Source organism: Methylorubrum sp. Q1, from assembly GCF_004683995.1.
Lineage (GTDB): Bacteria > Pseudomonadota > Alphaproteobacteria > Rhizobiales > Beijerinckiaceae > Methylobacterium.
In genome coordinates this window covers 266,869-291,119 of record NZ_SRHQ01000001.1, presented here as the reverse complement: position 1 = coordinate 291,119, position 24,251 = coordinate 266,869, and the positions used below count along the sequence as shown (strand labels likewise).

Here is a 24,251-nt window from a genome sequence, read left to right as displayed (position 1 = left end):
GGCCTGCCTCCCCAATCGTCCCAGATTCGCCGCCCCAGCTTCGATGGTCCGAGTGCCCCCGATGAATTCGCTTCCCGAGGACGTTTCGTGAGCGCGCCGGATCTGAAGCGGGCGGCGGCCGAGCGCGCGATCCCCCTGGTCGAGGACGGGATGCGCCTCGGCATCGGCACGGGCAGCACGGCCGCCGCTTTCATCAAGCTGCTGGGCGAACGCGTGCGCGCGGGCCTCACCGTCACCGGGGTGCCGACCTCGGAGGCGACCCGCATCGCTTGCGAGCGCGAGGGCATCCCGCTCGCGACGCTCGAAGACCTGCCCGAACTCGATCTCACCATCGACGGGGCCGACGAGGTCGATGGCAGCTTGCGCCTCATCAAGGGCGGCGGTGCCGCTCTGCTGCGCGAGAAGATCGTCGCGGTCGCAAGCCGCCGCATGGTGGTGATCGCCGACGCCGGAAAGCACGTCGAGACCCTGGGTGCCTTTCCGCTGCCGGTGGAGGTGAACCTGTTCGGCATCGGTGCCACCACCCGCGCCGTCGAGGCGGCGGTGGCACGGGCCGGCTGCGCGGGCGAGATCGTGCGCCGCCACGACGCGTCCGGTGCTCCCCTCCTCACCGATGGCGGCCACGCCATCCTCGATCTTCGGCTCGGCCGCATTCCCGATCCGGAGGCTTTGTCCGCCGGGCTCTGGGCGGTGCCCGGCGTGGTCGAGCACGGCCTGTTCCTCGGCATCGCCGACGCGGCCATCCTCGCCGCGGCCGAAGGCGACGCGGCCGAAGGCGACGCGGCCGTCGTCAGCGTTCTCGGCCGCCTCTGACGCCCGGTCGCCGCTTTTTCCTTTTTCGGAGCTTCTCCCGCATGGTTCTCCGTCTCGCTGCCCTGGGCGGCCCCTTCCTCGCGGCCCTGCTGTCGCAGGCCGTCCTCGTTCCGGCAGCGCAGGCGCAGCAGCCGGCCGCCAAGCCCCCCGCCGCCTCCCCGAAGCCGACGGTGAAGCCCGGCGCGGCCCCGCCGCCGGCCGCCGCGCCGGAGCCGGACCTCAGTGCCGCCCACCTCGCCCTCGCCCGCGAGGTCATGCTGAGTTCCGGCATCGCCCGCTCCTTCGACTCGATCATCCCGACCATGGCCGAGCAGATCCGCAAGAACGCGGTGACGCGGCCCGATCTCGCCAAGGATCTGGACGACGTGCTCAAGGGTCTCGATCCCGAGATGGAGCTGCAGAAGCAGCGGCTGATCACCATCGCCGCGCGGATCTATGCCAAGCGCCTGAACGAGGCCGAGCTGAAGGACATCGTCACTTTCTTCCGCTCGCCCGCGGGCAAGCGCTACGTTGAGACTCAGCCGCAGATCCTCGATGACATGGTCGGCGCCATGCAGGATTGGACGCAAGAAGTCTCGGAATACATCATGGTCCGCACCCGCGCCGAAATGGGCAAGCGCGGCCACCAGCTCCAGTGATCGCCGGCCCTGGCGCGGCGCAGCGGCTCTACGCCGCCGGCGCCGTCGCCCTGGCGCTGGTGGCGCCGATGATGGCGCTCGCCAATCGGTCGAGCCCGCTCGTCCTCGGCATCGCGGCCCTGCTGTTTCTCGCGGGCGCCGTCGCCGAGCATGGCGGGCGCGCTGTCTCGCTCCTGATGGGGCCGCTGCGCTCCCCGCTCGGTCTCGCCGCGCTGGCCTTCCTCGGCTGGTGCCTCGTCTCGCTGGCCTGGAGCCCGTTTCCCGCGCTCTGGGGCCGTGTGCTGTCCGAATTCCTGCCGACGCTCGCCGCCGCGGCGATCCTGGCCCGGCTCGCGCCGGCCCGGCTGCCACCCTGGGCGCTGCCCCTCGGCGCCGGAATGCTCGCTGCCGCCTGCCTTTACATCGCGGGAAGCCTCGCCCTCGGGCTGGCGCCGCAGGCTTGGCTCGGGCAGCGCGTGGCCCTGTTCATGTTCAACCGCCCGCTGCTGACGGTGCTGCTTCTCGCCGGGCCCATCGCCGCCTTCCTCGCCCTGCGCGGCCATCGCCTTGCCGCCGTGATCCTGCTCGCGGTGGCGGCGCTGGCGATCCTGCGCTCGATCAGCGGCGCGGCCATCCTCGGGCTGCTCGCGGGTGCCGCGATGTTCGGGGTCGGGCGCTTGGCTCCCCGATCCATGGCCCTTGCACTCGCGGCGCTGACCCTCGGGCTCGCCTTTGCCCTTGCGCCGGTCGAAGGCGACATCCTCCACCGGCTGATGCCGGAGGCGGCGCACGAGCGGCTGACGCAGAGTTCGTCGCGGGCGCGGGTCGCCATCGCCCAGAGCTTCGGCGCCGCTTTGGCCCAGGCCCCGTGGATCGGCTCCGGCTACGGCATGGGCCTGCGCTTCGCCGAGGTGCCGGCGGCGGCGGCGCTCGAACCGGAGATGCGGGCGATGCTGGCCGTCGGCCACCCGCATAACAGCTTCCTCCAGATTTGGGCCGAACTCGGCCTCGTCGGGGCGGTGCTGGCGGCGCTGGTCGCCTTCCTGGCCCTGCGGGCGGCGGCGGCCCTGCCGCAGCTCCTGTTCGCCACGGCGCTCGGCGTGCTGGGCGCGGCGGTGGCGGTGATGTTCGTCGAGCACGGCGCGTGGCAGGGATGGTGGACGGCGGGCCTCGGGGCCGCCATCACATGGCTGCGGGCGGCGGCTTGCGCCAAGCCCCCATACGAGCCCGCACATGAGAGTGAAGACGCGCGCGCATGAGCAAGACCGAGATGAGTGAGTCCTTCGACGTCGACCTGTTCGTGATCGGCGGCGGTTCGGGCGGGGTGCGGGCGGCCCGCATCGCCGCCGGCCACGGCGCGCGGGTGATGCTGGCCGAGGAGTACCGCGTCGGCGGCACCTGCGTGATCCGCGGCTGCGTCCCGAAGAAGCTGATGGTCTATGCCGGCCGCTTCACCGACGAGTTCGAGGACGCTGCCGGTTTCGGCTGGCACATCGAGACGCCGCGCTTCGACTGGGCCGTGCTGAAGCGCGCCCGCGACGCGGAAGTCGCGCGGCTGGAGGGCATCTACGGCCGTAACCTTGCGGGCGCCGGCGTCGAGGTCGTGGCCGACCGCGCGGTGATCGAGGACCCACACACCGTGCGCCTCGTCGGCGCGGATCGCACGGTCCGGGCCCGCTTCATCCTGATCGCGACCGGCGCGACGCCGGTGCGCGAGCCACTGATCCCCGGTGCGGAACTCGCCATCGATTCGAACGGCGTGTTCGAGCTGGAGCACCAGCCCGAGCGCATCCTCGTGGTCGGCGGCGGCTACATCGCCGTGGAGTTCGCCGGCGTCTTCGCCAGCCTCGGCTCGAAGACGACGCTGCTCCATCGCGGAAAGAGCCTGCTGCGCGGCTTCGATCCCGAGATCGCCGACGCGCTCGGCGAGGCCTATGCCAAGCGGATGGATCTGCGCCTGGAGCAGACCGTCGAGCGCCTGGAGCGCGACGGCTCGGCGATCCGCGCCATCCTGAACGGGGGCGAGAGCCTCACCGTCGATTGCGTGCTGGTGGCCACCGGCCGGCGCCCGAACGTCGCCGGGCTCGGGCTGGAACGGGTCGGGATCGACCTCGACGAACGCGGTGCGATCCCGGTCGAGGCGGATTCGCGCACCAAGGTTCCGTCGATCTACGCCGTCGGCGACGTGAATGGCCGCGCGGCGCTGACGCCGGTCGCGATCCGCGAGGGCCACGCCTTCGCCGACACGGTGTTCGGCGACAAGCCCTGGTGCGTCGATCATCGCCTGATCGCCACCGCCGTATTCTCGACGCCGGAGATCGGCGTGATCGGCCACAACGAGGACGTAGCCCGGCGCTGCTACGGGGACATCGACGTCTACAAGGCGAGCTTCCGCCCGATGAAGGCGACGCTCTCGGGCCGCGACGAGCGGGTGATCATGAAGGTTCTAGTGGACCGTGCCAGCGACCGGGTGGTCGGCGTCCACGTGCTCGGGACGGATGCCGGCGAGATCATCCAGGCCATCGGCATCGCCGTCACCATGGGCGCGACCAAGGCCAATTTCGACCGCACCATCGCCGTGCACCCGACGCTCGGCGAGGAACTGGTGACGATGCGGACGCCGTTCGTGGTGAAGCATCCCGTCGGCGTGGGCTAGAGCCGGCTCGTTCCGGGAGCCGGCAGCGGCCTTTCGGGACGCGGCGCGCCTATTCTGCGGCCGGCAGGCTCAGCGATAACAACCGCGCGGTGCGCGATCGGCTGCCGTTGCTCGGATCGGCGCTGGGTTCGAAGGAGCGGCGGCCATCGTCGAGGGCGCCGTTCACCGCGTCGATGGCGAGGATCAGCGCGCTGATCATCCGCGTATCGATGCTGCGCTCGCGGGCTTGACGCACCACGTCGGCGATCAGCGCATCGGTCTCGCGGGTGAGCGCGCCGAGCGCGGCCGCCGATTGCGCCTCGCGGGCCTCGGCCAGGATGTCGAGCAGGCGGTCGAGGACGATGTCGATCCGCTCGCGCCGCTTGCGGGCGAGCCGCTGGCCGAGCCACGCGACGCCCGAGCCGAGCGTGCCGCCGAAGAAGGCGAACAGGTAGATCCAGTCCTCGTAGCGATCGAGGAAGGTCTGCTGCTCACGCTCGAAATAGTCCACCGCGCCGGGATGGTTGGGAAGCTGCGCACTCGTGGCGGTGACGGTGGTGTCGTAGTCCGGCGGCTTCATCTGGTGGGCGATCGGGGCGGAGGCCGCGAGCCGCGAGCGCCACTCGAACAGGTGCTGCACCACGGAGGCGACGGCGACGCGGCTCACCGCGCCGCGGGCCATCAGCCGGTAGGAGACGCCCACCGTCTCGACATCCTCTTCCGGGCGCTTCGGCCGCCCGCCGAAGGTACCCGCCGAGAGGGTGACGGCCTGGAGCGTCGGCATGCGCTGCACGATCGCCTTGCCGTCCGGCACGCTGACGAGGGTGACCTTGCGCTCCGGCGCCGCCGCCTCGACCGCCCGCAGCATCGCCTGCGCCGGTTTGGCGGTGGGAGCGGCGATGATCGCCACCGCATCGACGCGCTTGCCCTCCAGCGCCGCGGTGATCTCGGAGGCCTTGAGCGGTACGAGGCCGATGCGTCCCACCGCGAGGGGTTCGCTGCCGAGCGCCTCGGCTTCCGGGGCCGCCTTGAAGTCGTAGAAGTCGAGCAGGCTCGTCAGAACCGGCAAGTCGGCCTCATGGCGCGTGACGACGCCGAGGCGCCGGGTCGAGAGATCCGAAAAGCTCTCGATCTCGCCGGCTTCGGGGGCGGCGATGATCAGCGCCTCGTCGTGGAGGATGGCCAGAGTCAGGCCGTTATCCGGCAGCTTCACATCGGGCCGCACCACGGCGAGGTCGGCGCGGCCCTTCTCCAGGGCGGCGGCGCTGTCGCGCACGTCGTCGAAGGGCGCGACCTTCAGGCGCACGTCCTCGTGATTGCGGGTCAGCGCCCGCGCATAGGTCTCGATCAGCCCCGCTTCGACCCCGTCGCGCGGGCCGACCGCCACCGTGAGCAGCGTGGGACGTGATAGGGTGACGACGAGGCCGGCCACGGCCGCGAACCCGAGGGCCAGCAGCACGTAGAGCCATTCGCGCCTCATGAGCGTGGCCACCATGCGGCGGCGGAGCCCTCGAAATCGCGTGCGATCCATCCGAGATTCATGAATCGAAAACCTGTCCGGATCGTGAAGAACGAATGATTGCGCGAACCGTTTCAAACCGACGTGATGGCTCAACAGATGGGCGACATGATGGGCGACCCGAAGCAAGGGCCGAGCCGCCGGTCACGCCTGCGTGGCTGGAACGGGTGACGACGCATTATCTCGACCGCTACGGCGCCTCGTCCGAGATGCTGCGCCGGGTGCTCGCCCGGCGCATCGAGCGCCGCTGCCGCTCCCGAGACGAGGATGCGAGCGCGCATGCCGGGCTGATCGAGGAGACGGTCGCCCGCGCGCAGAAGGCCGGGCTCGTGGACGATGCGCGCTTTGCCGCCGCCCGCCTGCGGGGCTTGAGGCGGCGCGGCACTTCGACCCGGCAGGCGCAGGCGCGGCTCGCCGCCAAGGGGATCGACCGGGAGACGATCGCGGCGACCCTCGCCGAGGAGGACGAGGCGGCCGGGACGCAAGAGGGCGAGGCCGACACCGAGGAGCGGGCGGCCCTCGCCTATGCCCGCCGCCGCCGCCTCGGCCCCTATCGCCGGCCGGAAACCCGCGAGGCCAACCGCGAGCGCGATCTCGCCGCCATGGCGCGGGCCGGTTTCTCCTACGCGCTCGCCAAGGCCGTGCTCGCCGGCGAAGCGCAGGAGCACGAGAACGCGGACGAGACATCCGTCGACCAAGAGTAAGGGCTGCCCCTCGACATGCCCGCCCACCGCTCCACGTCGAAGGCGACGCGGATCGCTTCCGCTTGAAGACGACGAGGACGACAGCATGACCGACCGCCACGCGAGCGCCCACTGGGAAGGCGACGGCAAGACCGGCAAGGGCAAGATCACGACGCAATCCGGCGTGCTCTCGGACAATCCCTACGGTTTCAACACACGCTTCGAGAACGAGCCCGGCACCAACCCGGAAGAGTTGATCGCTGCGGCGCATGCGAGCTGCTTCACCATGGCGCTCGCCTTCCAGCTCCAATCGGCCGGCCTCAAGGCAACCTCCCTCGATACCAAGGCGGTCGTCACGCTCGTGCAGGACGGCGACGGGTTCAAGGTCACGAAGTCGGCCCTCACCCTCAAGGCGGTGATCCCCGGGATCGATGGGGCGAAGTTCGACGAACTCGCCGGCAATGCCGAGAAGGGCTGCCCGATCTCGAAGCTGCTCAACGCCGAGATCACCCTCGACAAAACGCTGAGCCCGAGCTGAGCCTGAGCTGAGTGTTGCCGGCCCTCCCGTCGCGCTGCGCGGCGGGAGGGCGTTTTTCCGGTGCGCGGGCCAACGCGCCGCATTGATCCGGGCGCGTACGCGTTCATCTTCCGTTCGATGGACGAGAAGCTCGCGCGCAAGCTGCGCATCCTCGCGGATGCCGCCAAATACGATGCCTCCTGCTCCTCGTCGGGGGCGCCGAAGCGCAGGGCCGGCGCGGGGGAACTCGGCTCGACCACCGGGGCGGGGATCTGCCACGCCTACACCCCGGACGGGCGTTGCGTCTCGCTGCTGAAGATCCTGCTGACGAATTACTGCCTGTTCGACTGCGCCTATTGCGTGAACCGGCGCTCCTCGAATGTCGCCCGTGCCCGCTTCTCGGTCGAGGAGGTGGTGACGCTGACGATCGAGTTTTACAAGCGCAACTACATCGAGGGTCTGTTTCTCTCGTCGGGCATCATCCGCTCGCCCGACTACACGATGGAGATGCTGACCCGCGTCGCCAAGAAGCTTCGGCGCGAGCACGGCTTTCGCGGCTACATCCACCTGAAGTCGATCCCCGAGGCGAGCCCCTGGCTGATCGAGGAGGCGGGGCTCTACGCCGACCGGCTCTCGATCAATCTCGAACTGCCGACGGAAGCGAGCCTCAACCGCCTCGCGCCGGAGAAGGACGGCGCGGCGATCGAGAGCGCGATGGGCCAGATCGGCGAGCGCATCGTCCAGGCCAAGGAGGAGCGCCGCCGCTTCTCGCCGGCCGGGCAATCGACGCAGGTGATCGTCGGGGCCGATGCCACCACCGACGAGGCGATGATCCGCAAATCCGCGCTGCTCTACGGCACCTACGGCCTCAAGCGCGTCTACTACTCCGCCTTCAGCCCGATCCCCGATGCCTCCGCGGCCCTGCCGCTGCAGGCGCCGCCGCTGCGGCGCGAGCACCGGCTGTATCAGGCCGATTGGCTGATCCGTTATTACGAGTTCTCCCCCGACGACGTGGCCGGGGCGTCCGAGGACGGTATGCTCGCCCTCGACATCGACCCCAAGCTCGCCTGGGCTTTGAAGAACCGGCACCGCTTTCCCGTCGATGTGAACCGCGCCGACCGCGAGATGCTGCTGCGGGTGCCGGGGCTCGGGGCGCGGGCGGTCGATGCCATCATCAAGGCGCGCCGCCACGGCCGCCTGCGCCTCGACGACGTCGCCCGGCTGAGTTCGGGGCTGAAGCGGGCGCGGCCCTTCCTCATCGCCGAGGATTTTCGCCCGACGACGCTGACCGACCGGCTCGATCTGCGGGCGAAGCTCGCGGAGCCGGCCGAGCAGTTGAGTCTGTTCTGATGGGCGAGCCGTCGCGTGACCTTCCCCCCACGGAGCGGGCAGGGGATTTCGGCGGCATCCACGTCGTCAGCCTCGCCCCCGGTGCGGATCTGTCAGGGTTTCGCACCGCGGCGCGCCGCCTGATCGCGGCCGGGATCCCGCCGAAAAACATCGTCTGGCAGACCGAGGCGCCGAGCCTGTTCGGCACCGAGTCCGGCTCCGCGGACGGCCCGCCGTTGCAGCTTCCCCGCGCGGTGACCGAACTGATCCCGATGGTGGTGCCCCACCGCGATCCCGAGCGCTACGGCCTCCTCTACGCCCTGCTCTGGCGCGTCCTGCACGGTGAGCGGGCGTTGATGGATGTCCTGAGCGACCCGCTCGTCCACCGCCTCCACCGGATGCGCAAGGCGATCGGCCGCGACCTGCACAAGATGCACGCCTTCCTGCGCTTCCGCCGTGTGTCGGGGGAGGGGCCTGAGCGCTTCGTGGCGTGGTTCGAGCCCGACCACCACATCCTGGGGGCCGCCGCGCCCTTCTTCGTCGATCGCTTCCGCGCACTGACATGGTCGATCCTGACGCCGGAAGGGTCGGCGCATTGGGACGGCACGCTCCGCTTCGGCCCGCCCGGCCGCCGCGAGGACGTGCCCGACGGCGACGGCTTCGAGGCGGGCTGGCGCGACTACTACGAAAACACCTTCAATCCGGCCCGGCTCAACCTCGATGCCATGCGCGCCGAGATGCCCCGCAAATACTGGCGAAACATGCCGGAGACGGCGGCGATTCCCGCTCTCGTCCGGGCCGCGAGCGCACGCGCGCAGGCGATGATCGAGAAGGAGCCGACGATGCCGGTCAAGCGTGACCCCGTCCGCGCCGTGGCGAAGATGGCCCGGGACGAGCCGGACTCGCTGGAAGCCCTCAACGCGATCATCGCCCGCTCCGAACCGCTGGTGCCCGGCGCCACCCAGGCCGTGCTCGGCCAAGGGCCGGTTGGAGCGCGGATCGCCTTCGTCGGCGAGCAACCGGGCGATCAGGAGGACCGCCAGGGCCGGCCCTTCGTCGGACCGGCGGGGCAGCTTCTCTCCCGCGCGCTGGAAGAGGCGGGGATCGACCGGGGGGAGGCCTACCTCACGAACGCGGTCAAGCACTTCAAGTTCACGCTGCGCGGCAAGCGCCGCATCCACGAGAAGCCGACGGCGGGCGAGGTGAGCCATTACCGCTGGTGGCTCGAGAAGGAGTTGGACTTCGTTGCCCCCAAACTCGTCGTGGCGCTGGGGGCCACCGCGGTGCTGTCGCTGACGGGCAAGCCGATCCCGATCACCCGCGCCCGCGGCCCCGCCGCGTTCGGGCGGCCGTTCGCGGGCTTCATCACGGTCCACCCGTCCTACCTGCTGCGCCTGCCCGACGAGGCAGCGAAGGCGGCGGCCTATCAGGCCTTCGTCGATGACCTGCGGCGGGCCAATGCCCTCGCGGCCTGAAGCGAGCGCGTGTCCCAGAGCGCTTTTCGACGAAGTGGCACCGGTCCGGCGCGAGAAAGCCCGTTGATACAAAGACCAAGCGACGCCGGCCTGAGGCCATCAGGCCAGATACGTTTCTAAGAGGCGCCGGGAAGCTGAAAAACGATCAATTGTAAGCAGCTCCAAACATCATCGATCAAGATCGAAACAAAACCCGCTATCCCGTGGATATACAGGCAGCGTGCGCAAGCATTCGCGCGTGTCCGAAAATAATCCTTGGGAGAGATCCGATGAGAGCCCTCGTCTGGCACGGCACCCAGGACATCCGCTGCGATACGGTTCCCGATCCCGAAATCGAAGACGATCGCGACGCGATCATCAAGGTCACCGCCTGCGCCATCTGCGGCTCGGACCTCCATCTCTACAACCACTTCATCCCGGCGATGAAGAAGGGCGATATCCTCGGCCACGAGTTCATGGGCGAGGTGGTCGAGACCGGCCGCGGCCTGAACGGCGCGCTGAAGAAGGGTGACCGGGTCGTCATCCCGTTCACGATCATCTGCGGCGAGTGCGACCAGTGCAAGCGCGGCTTCTTCTCGGTCTGCGAGCGCTCGAACCGCAACCGGGATCTCGCTGCCAAGGTGTTCGGCCACACCACGGCGGGCCTGTTCGGCTACTCGCACCTCACCGGCGGCTATCCCGGCGGGCAGGCGGAATATGTGCGGGTGCCGTTCGCCGACAAGACGCATATCAAGGTGCCGGATTCGCTCACCGACGAGCAGGTGCTGTTCCTCGGCGACATCTTCCCCACCGGCTGGCAGGCGGCGGTGCAGGCCGACATTCAGCCGCACGACACCGTGGCGATCTGGGGCGCGGGCCCGGTCGGGCAGATGGCGATCCGCTCGGCGATCCTGCTCGGCGCCAAGCAGGTGGTGTGCATCGACAGCGTGCCGGAGCGCCTCGACATGGCGCGGGCGGGTGGTGCGATCGTCATCGACAACAGCCGCGAGAGCGTGGTCGAGCGCTTGAACGAGCTGACCCACGGCAAGGGCCCGGAGAAGTGCATCGACGCGGTCGGCATGGAGGCGCATTCGCCCCGCGCCGTCGAGCAGGTCTATGACCGGGTGAAGCAGGCGATGATGCTGGAGAGCGATCGCGCCTCGGTGCTGCGGGAGATGATCTATGTCTGCCGCCCCGCCGGCATCCTCTCGATTCCCGGCGTCTATGGCGGCCTCGTCGACAAGATGCCGATGGGCGCGTTGATGAACAAGGGCCTGACGATCCGCGCCGGACAGACCCACGTGAACCGCTGGACCGACGACCTCGTGCGGCGGATCGAGGAGGGCCAGATCGATCCCTCCTTCGTCGTCACCCACCGGGCCGGGCTGGAACAGGGCCCTGAGCTGTACCGGACGTTCCGGGACAAGAAGGACAACTGCATCAAGGTCGTGCTGCGGCCCTGACGGGCAAACCGATTCAATCTCGAAAGCGGAGGTGTCATGGCCCGCGACAACGACAGATCGAACGGCGGCGCGCTCGCTCGGATCGCGCCCGATTCCCGACGACGGCCCGATCCGGCGACGGAAGGGCTGGCCCAGGGACTCGGCTGGTTCTCTCTCGGTCTCGGCGCGGCCGAGATCGTCGGCGGCGCGGCGATCGCCCGCTGGCTCGGCAAGCCCGAGCTGACTCCCGTCATCCACGCCTACGGCGTGCGCGAGATCGTCACCGGCGTCGGCATCCTCGGCACGCAGGATCCCACGCCCTGGATCTGGGGGCGGGTCGGGGGTGATGCCGTCGATATCGCCACGGTGCTGCCGGCCCTGGAGGAGACCAACCCGAAACGGGGCAACGCGATGATCGCGCTCATGGCCCTGGCCGGCGTCACCGCCCTCGATGTGGTCTGCGCCCACAACCTGTCGGAGGCGCCGCTCCGTCCCTCACGCCGGGTTCGCAGCGATTATGGGCGCCGCAGCGGCTTCCCGGAATCGCCCGAGGCGATGCGCGGCCGGGCCAGCGATTTCGAGCCGCCGCTCGACATCGTCGGGCCGCAGGCGATGCGGCCTTGGACGTCGGCCGAGGTGTAGGGCGCCGAGGCGGCGTACAAGCCGTCTCCGCGTTAAGGCCGGCTCAGGCGGCGAGGCGCTCCCGGTCCGCGCGGTAGCTGAGGATCAGGTGCTCCGGGATCATGCCGGCGGCCACCGCCACGGCGATCGCGCGCGGGCGTGCGATGCGCTTGGGCGCGACCAAGATCTCGGGCAACGGTTCCGGAACGATCGCCGTCAGCGGCTCCGGCGAGGGCGCGGCGATCAGGGCCGGGATCGGCGCCGAGGCCGCGGCACGGTCGGCCATGAACTGCGCGATGATTGCGTCGGCGAGGCCGGCGAGCACGATCTCGGCCGAATCCGGCACGATCGCCGCGTCCGGCCCGGCCGAGACCACGGTCGCACCGATCCGGTCTTCCGGCCGCGGCGCCAGCGGCCACGCGGTCGAGGCGTCGGGCATGTTCGGCTCCAACGTGGCGGAGGCCGGGGACAGGACGAGGATCTCGGAGGGCGCGGTTGCGGCGACGACCTCCACCGGCGCCGGTGCGGTGAGCAGGATGGCGGCCTCGACCGTTTCCCGCGCCTGCGCCTCGGCCTGTTCGTGCGCCAGGATGCGGGCCTCGTCCCGGGCCGCCTCGGCCTCGAAGCGGGCGAGCAGCGCCATCAGGCCGCGCGCCTCGGCGAAGGGCAGGGTCTCGCAGGCGGTCAGCGCCGCCTCGATCATCGAGCGGGCGAGACGCGGCCCGTCGATGCCGTTGCGGCCGTCGTTGGAATCGCGCCACACGGTCAGCGCGGCGCGCACCGCCGGCAGCAGCAGCTCGGGCAGTCCGGCGCGGCGATGCAGGGCGGAAAAGCCCGCTCCGTGCGGCTCGCGCATCAGCCCGGCGACGCGGGCGCGGCTCAGTCCGCTCAACTCGGCCAGCGCCATCTCCGCGAAGGGCAGGCGCAGGGAGAGAACCGCCCGCAGCATCAGCCCGGCGGTGAGCTGTTCCTGCACCCGCAGATGCGCGACGAGCCGGGCGAGCCCGGCTTCCCCGGCCTCGTCGCTGAGCGCCAGCGCCGCGGCGTCGCGGGCCTCGCGGGCGGTGCGGGCGCCGCGCTCGGAGCTGATCCAGCCGGCATCCTGGCCGAAGCGCGAGAGCTGCTCGGCGATCAGGGTGACGATGGCATGGCGGACCTCGATGGCGAGATCGGTGCGCGCGAGCAGGGCTTGGCGCAGGGTCGCGTCGTCGCCGTGCCGCTCGACCATCCGCAGCAGCGCGGGGGTGCCGATCGCGGCGAAGGGATTCTGTGCCAGGGCGATGAGCGAGGGGGCGCCGCCCACCTCCGCCAGGGCGGCGGCGACCGGTTTCGACAGGTCGAGCCGCCCGGCCACCGCGGTGCGGGTTTCCTCGCAGCCCATCGCGACGCAATCGACGAGGTCGGCATCCATCAGCACGGGTGAGCGCGCCAGGACGAGGCAGGCGATGTCCGGCTGGTCGGAGGCGAGCGCCACGATCAGCGGGCGCGGTGCCTGATCCGAGTCGGCGCAGGCCTGCGCCAGGGCCCGGCGCACCGCCGCGGCGGGGTCGTCGAGCAGGGCGAGCAGGGCCGTCTTGGCTTCCCAAGCCGCCTCCGGGCCCAGCGTGCCCTGGAGGTAGCTGCGCGTCAGCGCGCCCGCGGCCTCGGCGCGCCGCTCGGGGGATGCGTTCTGGGTGAGGGTGAGGAACTGGCGGAGGATCATGAGCCGCTCCTGAGCCGGAAGGCGGAGGGATCGAACAGCGAGTTTTTCGCAGGTGTGGCGGCCGGCCGGTCCGTCGTCGGGCCAGCCATGAAGGTGGTGGTCGTCGCAGCTATCGCCGTCAGTCCGGCGGGCCGGCGCGGCGGCAGCGGCACGACGATGGCCTCCGAGGCGGCGGCGGTTTCCGCCACGGCCGTGCCCACGCTCGCGGCGGAAACCGCCGCCGTGCTCTCGGCCTCGTTCCAGGCGTCGGAGCGCGGGAAGTAGGTCGGGCCGGTGCGCTCCGCATTGCTCGCGGCGGCGCGGTTCTGCCAGAGCTTGGCCACCCCTTCCGAGACCGCGCCCTGGCGCCGGTCGGTCTGGAACAGCGAGCGCAGGCCGCCCTCCAGCGAGGCGTAGGACGTCGGAGGGTTCGCGTCGGCCGCGGCGGTCGCGACCGGGGTCGCCACGCCGGAGGTGGTCTGGCTCAACAATCCGTAGAGTTCGGAGGCGCTGCGCGGGCGCCCGGCGCGGTCGTAGAACAGGCTGCGGTTGGCGGCGGCCGCTTCCGGCATGTCGAGGGCGGCGGGACGGGACGGGTTCGCCTGCGCCGACGCGATCAAGGCGCTCGCACCCTTCGCCCCGAGGACGTGAGCCGCGTAGAGGTCGCCCGCATTCGGCTCACGCCCGAGCGCCGCGCTCAACGCCTCGCCGTTGCGTTGCGTCAGCGCGCCCGCCATCGCCGCCGAGACCTTGGGATCGCGGCGCAGATCGAGGATCGCCTGCCGCGCCGCCGGATCCGCCACGGTGTAGCGGCCATCCGCACCTGAGGAGATCGCGTCGGCGTAGGTGGAGAGGCCGAGCTTGGGCCCGGCATTCTTCATGACGCCGAGCCAGGTCTGCTCGATGAACTGGAACAGGCCGGTCGCCGTGGAGGTGCTCGCCTTGGCCGAGGGGTTGAGGCTCGATTCCCGCTGGGCCGTGGCGAGCAGGTAATCGAAGCCGACGCCGCTCGTCTGCGCCCCTTCGCGGATCGCATCGACGACCTCACCACTCGCCGCGGCGGCACGCGCCGGGGCGGCGGTCTCGCGGGTGGCGACGGGAGAATTGGTGAACAGGAACATGACGTGTCCCGCCGGGACCGTCACTCGGCCCCGCGAGACCCGACTTTCCTGCACATATGGTAAAGGAAGCTTGAATGAGGCCGCTTCCGACCTGTCGCGTCATAAGAAAGCGTAGGTTTTCCGCCCGCTTGGACGGAGGAGGCGCCGTTCTGAATCCGCTCCGATCCATCGAAGGACGCATGCGCCCCGCCTCGCCCCCTTCCGAGCCTGACGCGCTGCGCCGCGCCGTCGCCATCGTGGATGCGGCATCGGCCGCTGCGGCTCTGGCGGCGGGAGCCGATGCGCTGGTGTTCGAAGCGGCGCTGCCTCCGGAGCTCGTGGCGGATCTGCGGGCGCGCCGGCCGGAGCTGACGCTCTACGCCGCGCTCGACGGTCCCGACGATTCCGGCCTCGATGCACTCATGGCGCAAGGGCCGGACGGCGTGCTGCTGCGCGATGCGCGCTCCGGCCGGGACGTGGCCGCCCTCGGGGGCCGGCTCGCCGTCTGCGAGGCGCAGGCCGGCCTGCCCGACGGCGCGACCGTGATCCTCGCCGTGATCGGCCATCCCCTCGGCGTGCTCGACGCCCACAGCTTTGCCGGAGCGAGCCCGCGGCTGACCGGCCTCGGCCTCGACGCGACGGCGCTTGCGGCCGTCCTGGGAGAGGCGGGCGCGCTCGCCCAGGCCCGCAGCCTCGTCCGCCTCGCCGCGGCGGCGGCCGGGGTGGCCGCCTTCGACATGGTGACAGAGGGCGAGGATTGCTCACCCGAACGGCTTGCGGCGGCGCGGCAGGACGGCTTCGAGTGTGTCGTGGTGCGGGCCCCGGCGCGCGTTGCGGCCCGGCCGCGCGACGGCGCCGGATGAGGCCGCCCTCGGCCGCAAGCGAAACAGAAGAGGTCGTCATGTTCACCGTCTACGGCGACCGCAAGTCGGGCAATTGTCTGAAGGTGGCCTGGGTCGCGGCGCATCTCGGGACCGACCTCGACTGGCGCGAGCTCGACATCCTGAAGGGTGAGACGCGCACCCCCGAGTTCCTCGCCCTCAACCCGGACGGGCGCGTGCCGACCCTGGTGCTGGAGGACGGGCGCAGCCTTGCCGAATCGAACGCGATCATCGGCTATCTCGCCCGCGATTCCGCGCTGATCCCGGCGGACGCCTTCGCGCAGGCGAAGATGCGGCAATGGCTGTTCTGGGAGCAGTACAGCCACGAGCCGTACATCGCCGTGCGCCGCTTCCAGCTCCTCTATCTCGGCCGGTCGGAGGCCGAGCTGGAACCGAAGCTGTTCGAGCGGGGCCACGCCGCGCTCGCGCTGATGGAGGGCGCGCTGGCGGAGCGGCCCTTCCTCGTCGGCTCTGGCCTGAGCCTCGCCGACGTGGCCCTCGTGGCCTACACCCGTCTTGCCCACGAGGGCGGCTTCGATCTCACGCCCTATCCGGCTCTGCGGTCCTGGATCGAACGTGTTGAGACCGGGCTCGGGATCGACGCGGCGGGCCTGTCGGCATGAGGTCGTGACCGGCGCTTGCTTCGGATTGAAACCGTTCCATTTCGCGTGGGCCGCCCCATCTCCCATGTCGCGACATGCGCCGAGAGGAATGAATGGTGGTTTCACGATACGGACGTGCGCTGGCTGCGGGTGTCGCGCTGGCTCTCCTCGGCGGCCTTCCGGCCCGAGCGCAAGACAGCTCGACGGCCGAGCAGACCATCGATGTCATGAACACCCTGTTCGGCAAGCATCCCGGAAAGCGCGCCAACCACGCCAAGGGCGTGGTCGCCGAGGGCAGCTTCACCCCCTCCGACGACGCGGCGAAGATCAGCAAAGCGTCCCTGTTCGCGGGGCCGGCCGTGCCGGTGACGATCCGCTTCTCGGATGCGACCGGTGTTCCGACGATCGCGGACGGCGCCGCCAACGCCAATCCCCACGGCATGTCGCTCAAGTTCAAGCTCGGCGACGGCTCGGATATGGACGTCGTCCTGAACGCGCTCGCCTATTTCCCTGTCGCCACCGGCGAGGAATTCCGCGACCTGCTGAAGGCGGTGTCCGAGAGTGGGCCGGACGCGAAGAAGCCGACCGCACTGGAACGCTTCGTCGCCACGCACCCCGCTGCGGCCACCGCCGGCGCCACGGCCAAGACCCCGTCGAGCCTCGCCCGGCAGACCTATAACGGCGTCAACGCCTTCGTGTTCGTCGACAAGGACGGCAAGCGGCAGCCGTTCCGCTTCCGGTTCGTCCCGGTCCAGGGCGAGGAGATTCTGTCTCCCGAGGAGGCGGCCAAGCGGGAGCCGAACTACCTCATGGACGAGATCGGCCCACGCATCGCCAAGGAGCCGGCGAAGTTCCGGGTGCTGGCGCAACTCGCCGAGGCAGGCGATCCCACCAACGACGCCACGAAGCCGTGGCCGGAGAGCCGGAAGACCCTCGACCTCGGCACGCTGACGGTCACCAAGGTCGTGCCGGACAGCGCCGAGGCCGAGAAGGCGCTGCTGTTCATGCCGAACGCGCTCACCGACGGCATCGAGGTATCGGACGATCCGCTCATCGATGCGCGCGTTCAGGCCTACGCGGTGTCGTTCGGCCGGCGCGCGCAGTAGAGGGTCGTCGTGGCCGGGATCGCTCCGTCTAACGGGCGGTCCCGGCGGCCGGAGCCGCGGATCCGGCGGGGCGGGGCGTGTCCGAAGCGCCGGTGCGCGCCCCGTCCTTCGTGGCGCCCGAGCCGGTCAGTCCACCCGCGCCCACGCTGCCCGTGGAGGGGGCGGCCTCGTTCCGGTCTTTCGCCGGGGAGGGGGAGGCAGCCCGTTTGTCCTCAGCCGCCGCGGCGCTCCCGGCGAGACCGGTGAATAGCGCGACACCGAGGAGAATACCGCGTCCAGACAGTCCCATCATGCGTTCGCTCCCGAGTGCGGCAGGTCATGCTGCCGTCCTGCGTGACCAACCGCAGGCCCTCGGCCGTGTTCCGGGGCGCCGTGACGGAGTTCCGCAGACCGAACAGTGATCACGCGGATCGGGATTTCACTTCCCGCGCTCAAGCACCCTTCGGCCGCCGCAGCTCGAACCGGTTCTCGGACTCGGTGGTGAAGTAGTCGAAATAGCCGCCGCGCAGGATCGGGCGCATGGCGCCGGTATCGACCCGGCCGTCCTTCACGAAGCGGTCGTCCACGTAGATCGAGACCACCTGCCCGATCACCATGAAATTCGCCGGCTCGCCGCCGCCGAGCGGCACCAGCGGCACGGTCTGGAGCCACTTGCACTCGATTGCCGCGGGCGATTCCGCGACGCGGGGCGGGCGCACGCGGCGCGAAGGTGCGGGGGTCAAACCGGCAAAGCCGAACTCGCTCTCGCCCCGTGCCAGCGGCGCCGAGGTGGCGTTGACCGCCTCGCGCAGGTCGAAGGTGGCGAGGCTGCACACGAACTCGCCGCCCTCTTCCGCGAAGGTCATCGCGTCCTTGCGGCCCGACGAGGAGAACATCACCATGTCGGGCTCGCCGCCGACCGCGTTGAAGAACGAGTACGGCGCAAGGTTCACCCGCCCCGCCCGGTCCATGGCGCTGATCCAGCCGATCGGGCGCGGGGCGACGATGGCCTTCAGCGGGTTGTGCGGCAGGCTGGGAGCCTCTGCCTCGTAATGCATGGGGCGTCCCTCAGAGCTTGGTGACGATCTGGGCGAGGTCCGGCCGCGGCCGGTCCGACGGCACCTCGCGGGCGCGGCCGATATGGATGAAGCCGGCGATCCGTTCGGCTGGGTCGAGGCCGAGGGCATCGAGCACCCGGCGGTCATAGGCGAACCACTCGGTGAGCCACGAGGTCGCGAAGCCCGCGGCGTTGGCAGCGACCACGAGGTTCATGCAGACGGCGCCGGCCGAGAGCACCTGCTCCCATTCGGGGATTTTGACGTGCGGCCCGGCGCGGGAGACGACACCCACCACCGTCGGCGCGTGGGTGAGGCGCTGCCGCTCCTGCGCACGCCGCTTCTCGTCGGCTTGCGGATAGTCGGCGAGGAAGGTCCGCTCGATGATCGCGCCGACGCGCTCGCGCGCCTCGCCCTCGATCACGAGGAAGCGCCAGGGGCTCAGCTTGCCGTGGTCGGGCACCCGCGCCGCGATCGCGAGCCAGGCGTCGAGCTCCTCCGCCGTGGGGCCAGGCCCGTCGAGCAGCATCGGCGGCACCGAGCGGCGGGTGCGCAGCAGGTCGAGGGTGCCGGCCTGCGCGGCGTCTCGAATCTCGGTCATGGACAATCCGCGTGCGGTGGCTGAAGGATGGGTGAGACTCGGTTCCCGACCGCCATGCCGCCGCCACGGTCGGGTTTCAAGAGCGCGCGGGTGCATCGAGGGCCAAGATGGCCCCGGACGGCGCAGGCAGAAGGATCGAGGGACGATGGGACGCGGGTCCGCAGGCTGCAGAATCGTCGCCTCGGTCGTCGTCTTGGTCGGTGCCTTGGCCGCTCTCCTCACGATTCCGCCCGCCGCCGCGCAAGCGCCGGCGCCGTTCGGGCCGGGCCTGCCCTCGCCGGGCGTCACCGGGCCGGTGCTGCCGCCGCCCGCGGCGGAGGGCGAGGCGGATCTCACCCTCTCGGCGGTTTTCGTCGGCGCGAACGGGCCGATCCGCTCCGGCCTGACCTGGCGCGTCTATGGCGAGAACGGGGACGGCGCCCGCCCGGCCATCGTCGCCCGCTCGAACGATCCCGCCCCGACCTTCAAGCTCGCGGCCGGCGCCTACGTCGCCACCGTCACCTACGGCTATGCCAGCGCCTCGAAGCGGATCACCATGGCGGGCACCGCCAGCACGGATCAGCTCCGCGTGGCCGCGGGCGCCCTCAAGCTGTCGGGGGCGGTCGGCGACCAGAAGATTCCGGGCAACCAGCTCGGCTTCTCGGTCTACGTGCCGATCGGGACGAATTCGGAAGGGCGCCTCGTGCGCAGCGGCATCAAGGCCGGCGAGATCGTGCGGCTGCCCGAGGGCACCTACCACGTCGTGTCGAGCTACGGCGATTCGAACGCGATCCAGCGCGCCGACCTCCGGGTCGAGAACGGCAAGGTCACCGACGCGACCATGAACCACCGCGCCGCGACCGTGACCCTGAAGCTCGTGGCCGCCCCCGGCTCCGAGGCCTTCGCCGGCACCGCCTTCAGCGTACTGACGCCGGGCGGCGACACGATCCGCGAGGCGATCGGCGCCTTCCCGTCCGTCACCCTGGCGGAAGGCGACTACGTGCTCATCGCCCGCCATGACGGGCAGGTCTTCACCCGCGAGTTCAAGGTGGAGAGCGGCATGGACCGCGACATCGAAGTGGTGGCGAAAGGAAGCTGAGTCCGATGCGCCTGCGCAAGACCGCCCTCGCGGCCCTCCTGATTCTGTCCGGCGCGGGTGCGGCGGGGGCTCAGACCGTCGTGGACGGCTCGGAGGCCGGCGTCGGGGCGGAGGCGGCGCGGACCGCGCTGAGCCTGATCGAGCGGCAGATGCGCGACCCCGAGGCGAAGGTGGCCGGTCTGCGGATCGGCCGGGCGGGGGCTTTATGCGGCACGGTCGATCTGCGCAACCGCATGGGCGCCTACACGGGCCCCCGGCCGTTCGTAGCCGACCTGTCCGAACCCTTCCTCGGGCGTCTGCCCGAGGGGCCGGAACTGCGCAGCCCAGGTTCCATGGCGGCGTTCCGGGCCATGGAGCGGGCCAAAGCGCTGTTCGAGGCGAACTGCACCGCCGGCTGATCGCGCAGAGCCGAATCCGGCCCGATCGCGTCAGCCCGGCGTCTCAAGCTCCTTGCTTTCGCATCGTCGCTTTCCGAAAGCCGGCGACCGCCTTTCGGGGCGATGCCCTAGGCGAACGGCACGATCAGCGGCAGGGCGAGCAAGCCGCCGGCGGCCAGGACGATGGCATCGCGCAGGCGCCGGCCGATCCAGGCGCGGGCGTCGGGATGCTGTGCGTGGGTGTCTTCAAAAAACGTCATGGTCTGTCTCCTATCGGGTTCGATGGCACCGATATGACGGCGCCGCCGCTTTCCCGACAGGGACGGTTGCGGTACGATTTCGAAGAACTGTCCGGGACGAGCGCCGGTACAGTTCGAAGGGACAGCCATGACGGTGACGGTCGCGGAACCGGTCCTCTCGCGGGTCGAGACGGTGATGCGCGCCATCGAGGCGCGCATAGAGGGCCGGGCGCTCGGCCCCGGTGCCCGCTTGCCCTCGGTGCGGGGCCTCGCCGACAGCATGCAGGTCTCGAAATCGACCGTGGTCGAGGCCTATGACCGGCTGGCCGCCCGCGGCGCCATCGTCTCGCGGCCGGGCTCCGGCTTCTTCGTCTCCGCCCGCCCGGAGCCGCTCTGCCTCACCGCGATCGGGCCGCGGCTCGACCGGGCGGTCGATCCGATCTGGATCACCCGCCAGTCGCTCGAGGCGCGGCCGGATTCCCTGAGGCCCGGCTGTGGCTGGCTTCCGCCGGATTGGTTGCCGGAGGCGGAGCTGCGCCGGGCCCTGCGCCAGGTCGCCCGCCAGAGCGACGCGGTGATGTTCTACGACACGCCGCAGGGTCATGCGCCCTTGCGACAGCACCTCGCGCTGCGGCTGACCGAGCGCGGCATCCGCGCCCATCCCGATCAGCTCGTGCTGACCGATTCGGTCACCCACGCGCTCGACCTGATCATCCGCTTCCTCGCCGAGCCCGGCGATACGGTGCTGCTCGACGATCCCTGTTACTTCTCGTTCCAGGCGCTCGCCCGCGCCCATCGCCTCAACATGGTCGGCGTGCCGTTCGGGCCGGACGGGCCGGATCTCGCTGCGTTCGAGGGGGCGCTGATCGAGCATCGCCCCCGCTTCTACATCACCAATTCCGCCCTTCAGAACCCGACGGGCGCCACGTTGAGCCCGGTCGCCGTCCACCGCATCCTGCGGCTCGCCGAGATGCACGGCACGCTCATCGTCGAGGACGACGCCTATGCCGATTTCGAGGCGGAGCCGGGACCGCGGCTCGCCGGCTTCGATGGGCTCGACCGGGTGATCCATGTCGGCGGCTTCTCGAAGACGATCTCGACCGGGGCCCGCGTCGGCGCGATCGCGATCCGCGACGACTGGGTCGAGCGCCTCGTCGATCTCAAGCTCGCGGTCTCCTTGAGCGACAACCACCTCACCGCGGCCACCGTCCACCGCTTCCTCGCCGAGGGCAGCTACCGCCACCATGTCGATGCCATGCGCACCCGGCTGGCGGAGGCACGCGGCACGGTCGTGCGGCGGCTCGCGGAGGTCGGCGTCACCGTGCCCTTCGTGCCGAAGGGGGGCATGTTCCTCTGGGCGCGCCTGCCGGACGGCCTCGACGCGGCCGAGATTTCCCGCCGGGCGCTGGCCCGCGGCGTGGTGCTGGCGCCGGGCAACGTGTTCTCGCTGAGCCAGGGCGCCGCCGGCTCCATGCGTTTCAACGTGGCGCAATGCGCCGACCCGCGGGTTTTTTCCGAACTGGCGCGGGCGATGGAGGGCTGAGCCTCACGCTCTGCAATCCAACTTTAAAACTTTGGCGTGCACTCTGATCGGAGGGGTTGAGTTCGGGGGCATAGGATGGCGTTCATCGGCGCATCGCGGGGAGCGGCGCAGGGCAGATCGGCCTCCGCACTGGCGGCGCGGCTCGGCTTCCGCATCGGGCTCGTCGGCCTCTTCTCCGGAACGCTTCTTCTTGCGGCCCTGCTGCTGTTCAGCCTCCAGCCGATGTTCACCAAGCGCGTGCTGCCGATCCTCGGCGGAACGCCCGCGGTTTGGTCCGTGGCGATGGTGGTGTTTCAGGCGCTCCTGCTCGCCGGGTATGCCTACGCCCACGCCCTGACGCGCTGGCTGCAGCCTCGGGCGGCGCTCGCCACGCACGTCCTCGTGCTGCTCGCCGGGGTCGTTTTCCTGCCCGTGGGGATGGCCAAAGGGTTCGGCGCGCCCCCGGCGGAAGGCGAAGCCCTCTGGTTGATCGGTCTGTTCCTCGCCTCGATCGGCCTGCCGTTCTTCGCCCTCTCCGCGAGCGCGCCCCTTCTCCAGGCATGGTTCGCCCGCTCGGGGGACGCGCGCAGCGCCGATCCGTACTTCCTCTACCGCGCCTCAAATATCGGCTCCTTCGCGGCGCTTCTCGCCTACCCGCTTCTGATCGAGCCGCTGCTCGGCCTCGACGCACAGGCGCGCCTCTGGTCGCTGGGTTACGCTGCGATGACCTGCGCCGTGGTGGCGTGCGGGCTGCGCCTGCGCAACGCCGCACCGGTGGCCGCGCCGGTCGAGGCCGAGCTGACGGTCGAAGCCAGCCCCCGCCGTCGTCTCGCCTGGATCGGCCTGTCCGCGGTGCCCTCCGCGCTGCTCGTCGCGGCGACCGCACACATCTCGACCGATGTCGCGGCGATTCCGCTGATCTGGGTCGTGCCGCTCGCGCTCTATCTCGTGAGCTTCATCCTGGCCTTTCGCCCCGCACAACCGGGTCCGGATCGAACGGGTCGCCTGCTCTCCGGCCTCCAGATCGCCGGGACCGGCTGCGCCTTCGCCGTGGTGGTGTTCAAGCAGACGCCGTTCCTGCTCGATCTCGGGCTCACGCTTGGCCTGCTTTTCGTGAACGCCCTGATGGCGCACCGCGCCGTCTACGCCCTCCGGCCCCCCGCGGCGCGGCTCACGGAATTCTATCTCTGCACCTCGTTCGGCGGCATGTGTGGCGGGATCTTCGCCGCCCTCGTGGCGCCGCACCTCTTCTCCGGCGTCTACGAGTATCCGCTGCTCCTCGCCGCCGCCCTCCTGTGCCGGCCCGGTGTCACCGCCGGCGGTCTGCCGGCCGTCCTGCGAGAGGCGCGTCGCTCGGCGGTCCCTCTGATCGGTGCGTTCCTCGCGGCGCTGCTCGCCCTCGTGGCGAGGGGACCGCAATTGGGGATCGAGGTCCTGATGGTCTGTCTCGTGCTCACGCTGGCGGCCGACTGGCGCTCGCCGGCACGGGCGTCGCTGGTGGGGATCGCGATCGGTGTCGCTTGCCTCGCGCTGCAGGCCGCGGTGATGGCGGAGGGCGGCAACCACCGGAGCTTCTTCGGCGTCCACCGCGTGTACACCAGCCCGGACGGTCAGTTTCGCCTGCTGGTGCACGGCACCACGATCCACGGGGCCATGCGCCTGCGCGACGACGAGGGTCGGGCAAGCACCGGGCGTCCCGTCCCCGCGACCTATTTCGCACCGGGCGGTCCGCTCTCGGACGTGTTCGAGATCAGCCGTCGGGTGAACGGGGCGATTCCGGCGGTATCCGTGGTCGGGCTCGGCGCCGGCAGCCTCGCTTGCCATGCGCGAGTGGGGGAGGCCTGGACCTTCTACGAGATCGATCCCGTGGTGATTCGCCTCGCACAGGACGCGAACACCTTCCACTTCCTCTCGGAATGCGCACCGGATGCCCGCGTCGTCCAGGGCGATGCACGTCTGACGCTGTCGGGCCGAACCGAACAGGCGCGGGTGCTCGTCGTCGATGCCTTCTCGTCGGATGCGATCCCGATCCACTTGCTGACCCGCGAGGCGCTCGCCATCGACTTTGCCCATCTCGATGCGCAGGGCCTGCTCGCCTTCCACATCAGCAACCGGGATTTCAGCCTGAGCCACGTGCTGGCGCGGTTGGCCGCCGAGCGGGACCTGACGCTGTTGCAGCGCCTCGATCCGCCGCGGCAGCCATCCGTCGGATTCGCGCACTCGCCCTCCGAGGTCGTCCTGATGAGTCGCGATCCGGCGGTCGTCCGCGAGGCGAAGGCGATGGGCTGGCGGGCGGTGACGCCCGACCTTTCCCGCCGGCCCTGGAGCGACGACTACGCCAACGCCCTGGAGGCGATGCGCGACCGCTGGCGCGAACTGCTTACGTCGGCACGTTGACGA

At 70.6% G+C, this 24,251-nt stretch carries 23 protein-coding genes; 17 read left to right on the top strand and 6 right to left on the bottom strand.

The window, feature by feature from the left end; genetic code table 11:
* The first annotated feature begins 87 nt into the window (after positions 1 to 87).
* The 4 genes from rpiA (at position 88) to gorA (ending at position 4,086) form a co-directional block, all read left to right on the top strand.
* A complete protein-coding gene (rpiA, locus tag E4V01_RS01135; protein ID WP_135297111.1) occupies positions 88 to 813 on the top strand; it encodes a ribose-5-phosphate isomerase RpiA in 726 nt (241 codons plus the stop codon).
* Positions 814 to 854: 41 nt separating this feature from the next.
* Positions 855 to 1,451, top strand: coding sequence for a DUF2059 domain-containing protein (locus E4V01_RS01130; RefSeq protein WP_135297110.1), 597 nt, complete (start codon positions 855 to 857; stop codon positions 1,449 to 1,451).
* Positions 1,452 to 1,519: 68 nt separating this feature from the next.
* A complete protein-coding gene (locus E4V01_RS01125; protein WP_135297203.1) occupies positions 1,520 to 2,689 on the top strand; it encodes an O-antigen ligase family protein in 1,170 nt (389 codons plus the stop codon).
* Positions 2,686 to 4,086, top strand: a complete 1,401-nt coding sequence (gorA, locus tag E4V01_RS01120) for a glutathione-disulfide reductase (RefSeq protein ID WP_135297109.1) — start codon at positions 2,686 to 2,688, stop codon at positions 4,084 to 4,086. The genes E4V01_RS01125 and gorA overlap by 4 nt, the downstream gene beginning before the upstream one ends.
* A 49-nt stretch (positions 4,087 to 4,135) precedes the next feature.
* On the opposite strand, the gene E4V01_RS01115 is transcribed toward gorA, so the two are convergent.
* On the bottom strand, positions 4,136 to 5,545 hold the full coding sequence (locus tag E4V01_RS01115) for a TAXI family TRAP transporter solute-binding subunit (RefSeq protein ID WP_135297202.1): 1,410 nt from the start codon (positions 5,543 to 5,545) through the stop codon (positions 4,136 to 4,138).
* A 95-nt stretch (positions 5,546 to 5,640) separates the two neighbouring features.
* Between E4V01_RS01115 and E4V01_RS01110 the strand changes: the two genes are divergently transcribed.
* The 6 genes from E4V01_RS01110 to E4V01_RS01085 all read left to right on the top strand — a co-directional run bounded on the left by E4V01_RS01110 (position 5,641) and on the right by E4V01_RS01085 (position 11,651).
* A complete protein-coding gene (locus E4V01_RS01110; protein ID WP_245517377.1) occupies positions 5,641 to 6,288 on the top strand; it encodes a RecX family transcriptional regulator in 648 nt (215 codons plus the stop codon).
* A gap of 85 nt (positions 6,289 to 6,373) precedes the next feature.
* Positions 6,374 to 6,805 (top strand): OsmC family protein, encoded by a 432-nt coding sequence (locus tag E4V01_RS01105; RefSeq protein WP_012253743.1) that lies wholly within the window; start codon positions 6,374 to 6,376, stop codon positions 6,803 to 6,805.
* 117 nt (positions 6,806 to 6,922) lie between these two features.
* Positions 6,923 to 8,134, top strand: a complete 1,212-nt coding sequence (locus tag E4V01_RS01100; protein WP_060769815.1) for a putative DNA modification/repair radical SAM protein — start codon at positions 6,923 to 6,925, stop codon at positions 8,132 to 8,134.
* Positions 8,134 to 9,588, top strand: coding sequence for a UdgX family uracil-DNA binding protein (locus E4V01_RS01095; RefSeq protein WP_135297108.1), 1,455 nt, complete (start codon positions 8,134 to 8,136; stop codon positions 9,586 to 9,588). Before E4V01_RS01100 ends, E4V01_RS01095 begins: the two co-directional genes overlap by 1 nt.
* 269 nt (positions 9,589 to 9,857) lie before the next feature.
* Positions 9,858 to 11,030, top strand: coding sequence for a zinc-dependent alcohol dehydrogenase (locus E4V01_RS01090; protein WP_135297107.1), 1,173 nt, complete (start codon positions 9,858 to 9,860; stop codon positions 11,028 to 11,030).
* A 36-nt stretch (positions 11,031 to 11,066) separates the two neighbouring features.
* Entirely contained in the window at positions 11,067 to 11,651 is a 585-nt protein-coding gene (locus E4V01_RS01085; RefSeq protein ID WP_060769818.1) for a hypothetical protein, read from the top strand.
* A 43-nt stretch (positions 11,652 to 11,694) separates the two neighbouring features.
* Here the strand turns inward: E4V01_RS01085 and E4V01_RS01080 are convergent, their stop codons facing one another.
* Together E4V01_RS01080 and E4V01_RS01075 are read right to left on the bottom strand one after the other, a co-directional pair.
* Positions 11,695 to 13,332 carry a DUF2336 domain-containing protein gene (locus E4V01_RS01080; protein ID WP_135297106.1) on the bottom strand — a complete coding sequence of 546 codons (1,638 nt, stop codon included), beginning with the start codon at positions 13,330 to 13,332 and terminating at the stop codon, positions 11,695 to 11,697.
* Positions 13,329 to 14,432 (bottom strand): transglycosylase SLT domain-containing protein, encoded by a 1,104-nt coding sequence (locus E4V01_RS01075; RefSeq protein WP_135297105.1) that lies wholly within the window; start codon positions 14,430 to 14,432, stop codon positions 13,329 to 13,331. Before E4V01_RS01075 ends, E4V01_RS01080 begins: the two co-directional genes overlap by 4 nt.
* Positions 14,433 to 14,611: 179 nt before the next feature.
* Here E4V01_RS01075 and E4V01_RS01070 point away from each other — a divergent pair, with 179 nt between their 5' ends.
* From E4V01_RS01070 to E4V01_RS01060, 3 genes are all read left to right on the top strand, one after another.
* Positions 14,612 to 15,274, top strand: coding sequence for an aldolase/citrate lyase family protein (locus E4V01_RS01070; RefSeq protein ID WP_135297104.1), 663 nt, complete (start codon positions 14,612 to 14,614; stop codon positions 15,272 to 15,274).
* Between the two features lie 38 nt (positions 15,275 to 15,312).
* Positions 15,313 to 15,915, top strand: a complete 603-nt coding sequence (locus E4V01_RS01065; protein WP_135297103.1) for a glutathione S-transferase family protein — start codon at positions 15,313 to 15,315, stop codon at positions 15,913 to 15,915.
* Between the two features lie 92 nt (positions 15,916 to 16,007).
* Positions 16,008 to 17,000: a catalase family peroxidase gene (locus E4V01_RS01060; RefSeq protein ID WP_135297102.1), complete on the top strand. Its 993-nt coding sequence runs from the start codon at positions 16,008 to 16,010 to the stop codon at positions 16,998 to 17,000.
* Positions 17,001 to 17,431: 431 nt separating this feature from the next.
* On the opposite strand, the gene E4V01_RS01050 is transcribed toward E4V01_RS01060, so the two are convergent.
* Positions 17,432 to 18,037: a flavin reductase family protein gene (locus E4V01_RS01050; RefSeq protein WP_060769823.1), complete on the bottom strand. Its 606-nt coding sequence runs from the start codon at positions 18,035 to 18,037 to the stop codon at positions 17,432 to 17,434.
* 10 nt (positions 18,038 to 18,047) lie between these two features.
* Entirely contained in the window at positions 18,048 to 18,635 is a 588-nt protein-coding gene (locus E4V01_RS01045) for a nitroreductase (protein WP_135297100.1), read from the bottom strand.
* Between the two features lie 145 nt (positions 18,636 to 18,780).
* Here E4V01_RS01045 and E4V01_RS01040 point away from each other — a divergent pair, with 145 nt between their 5' ends.
* Both E4V01_RS01040 and E4V01_RS01035 read left to right on the top strand, forming a co-directional pair.
* Positions 18,781 to 19,713: a hypothetical protein gene (locus tag E4V01_RS01040; protein WP_060769825.1), complete on the top strand. Its 933-nt coding sequence runs from the start codon at positions 18,781 to 18,783 to the stop codon at positions 19,711 to 19,713.
* A 5-nt stretch (positions 19,714 to 19,718) separates the two neighbouring features.
* Positions 19,719 to 20,111 carry a hypothetical protein gene (locus E4V01_RS01035; RefSeq protein WP_135297099.1) on the top strand — a complete coding sequence of 131 codons (393 nt, stop codon included), beginning with the start codon at positions 19,719 to 19,721 and terminating at the stop codon, positions 20,109 to 20,111.
* Between the two features lie 107 nt (positions 20,112 to 20,218).
* On the opposite strand, the gene E4V01_RS26480 is transcribed toward E4V01_RS01035, so the two are convergent.
* On the bottom strand, positions 20,219 to 20,350 hold the full coding sequence (locus E4V01_RS26480) for a hypothetical protein (protein WP_256371234.1): 132 nt from the start codon (positions 20,348 to 20,350) through the stop codon (positions 20,219 to 20,221).
* Positions 20,351 to 20,477: 127 nt separating this feature from the next.
* On the opposite strand from E4V01_RS26480, the gene E4V01_RS01030 reads away from it, so the two are divergent.
* On the top strand, positions 20,478 to 21,872 hold the full coding sequence (locus E4V01_RS01030; protein ID WP_135297098.1) for a PLP-dependent aminotransferase family protein: 1,395 nt from the start codon (positions 20,478 to 20,480) through the stop codon (positions 21,870 to 21,872).
* Between the two features lie 75 nt (positions 21,873 to 21,947).
* Positions 21,948 to 24,248: a hypothetical protein gene (locus tag E4V01_RS01025; RefSeq protein ID WP_135297097.1), complete on the top strand. Its 2,301-nt coding sequence runs from the start codon at positions 21,948 to 21,950 to the stop codon at positions 24,246 to 24,248.
* Positions 24,249 to 24,251: the final 3 nt, after the last annotated feature.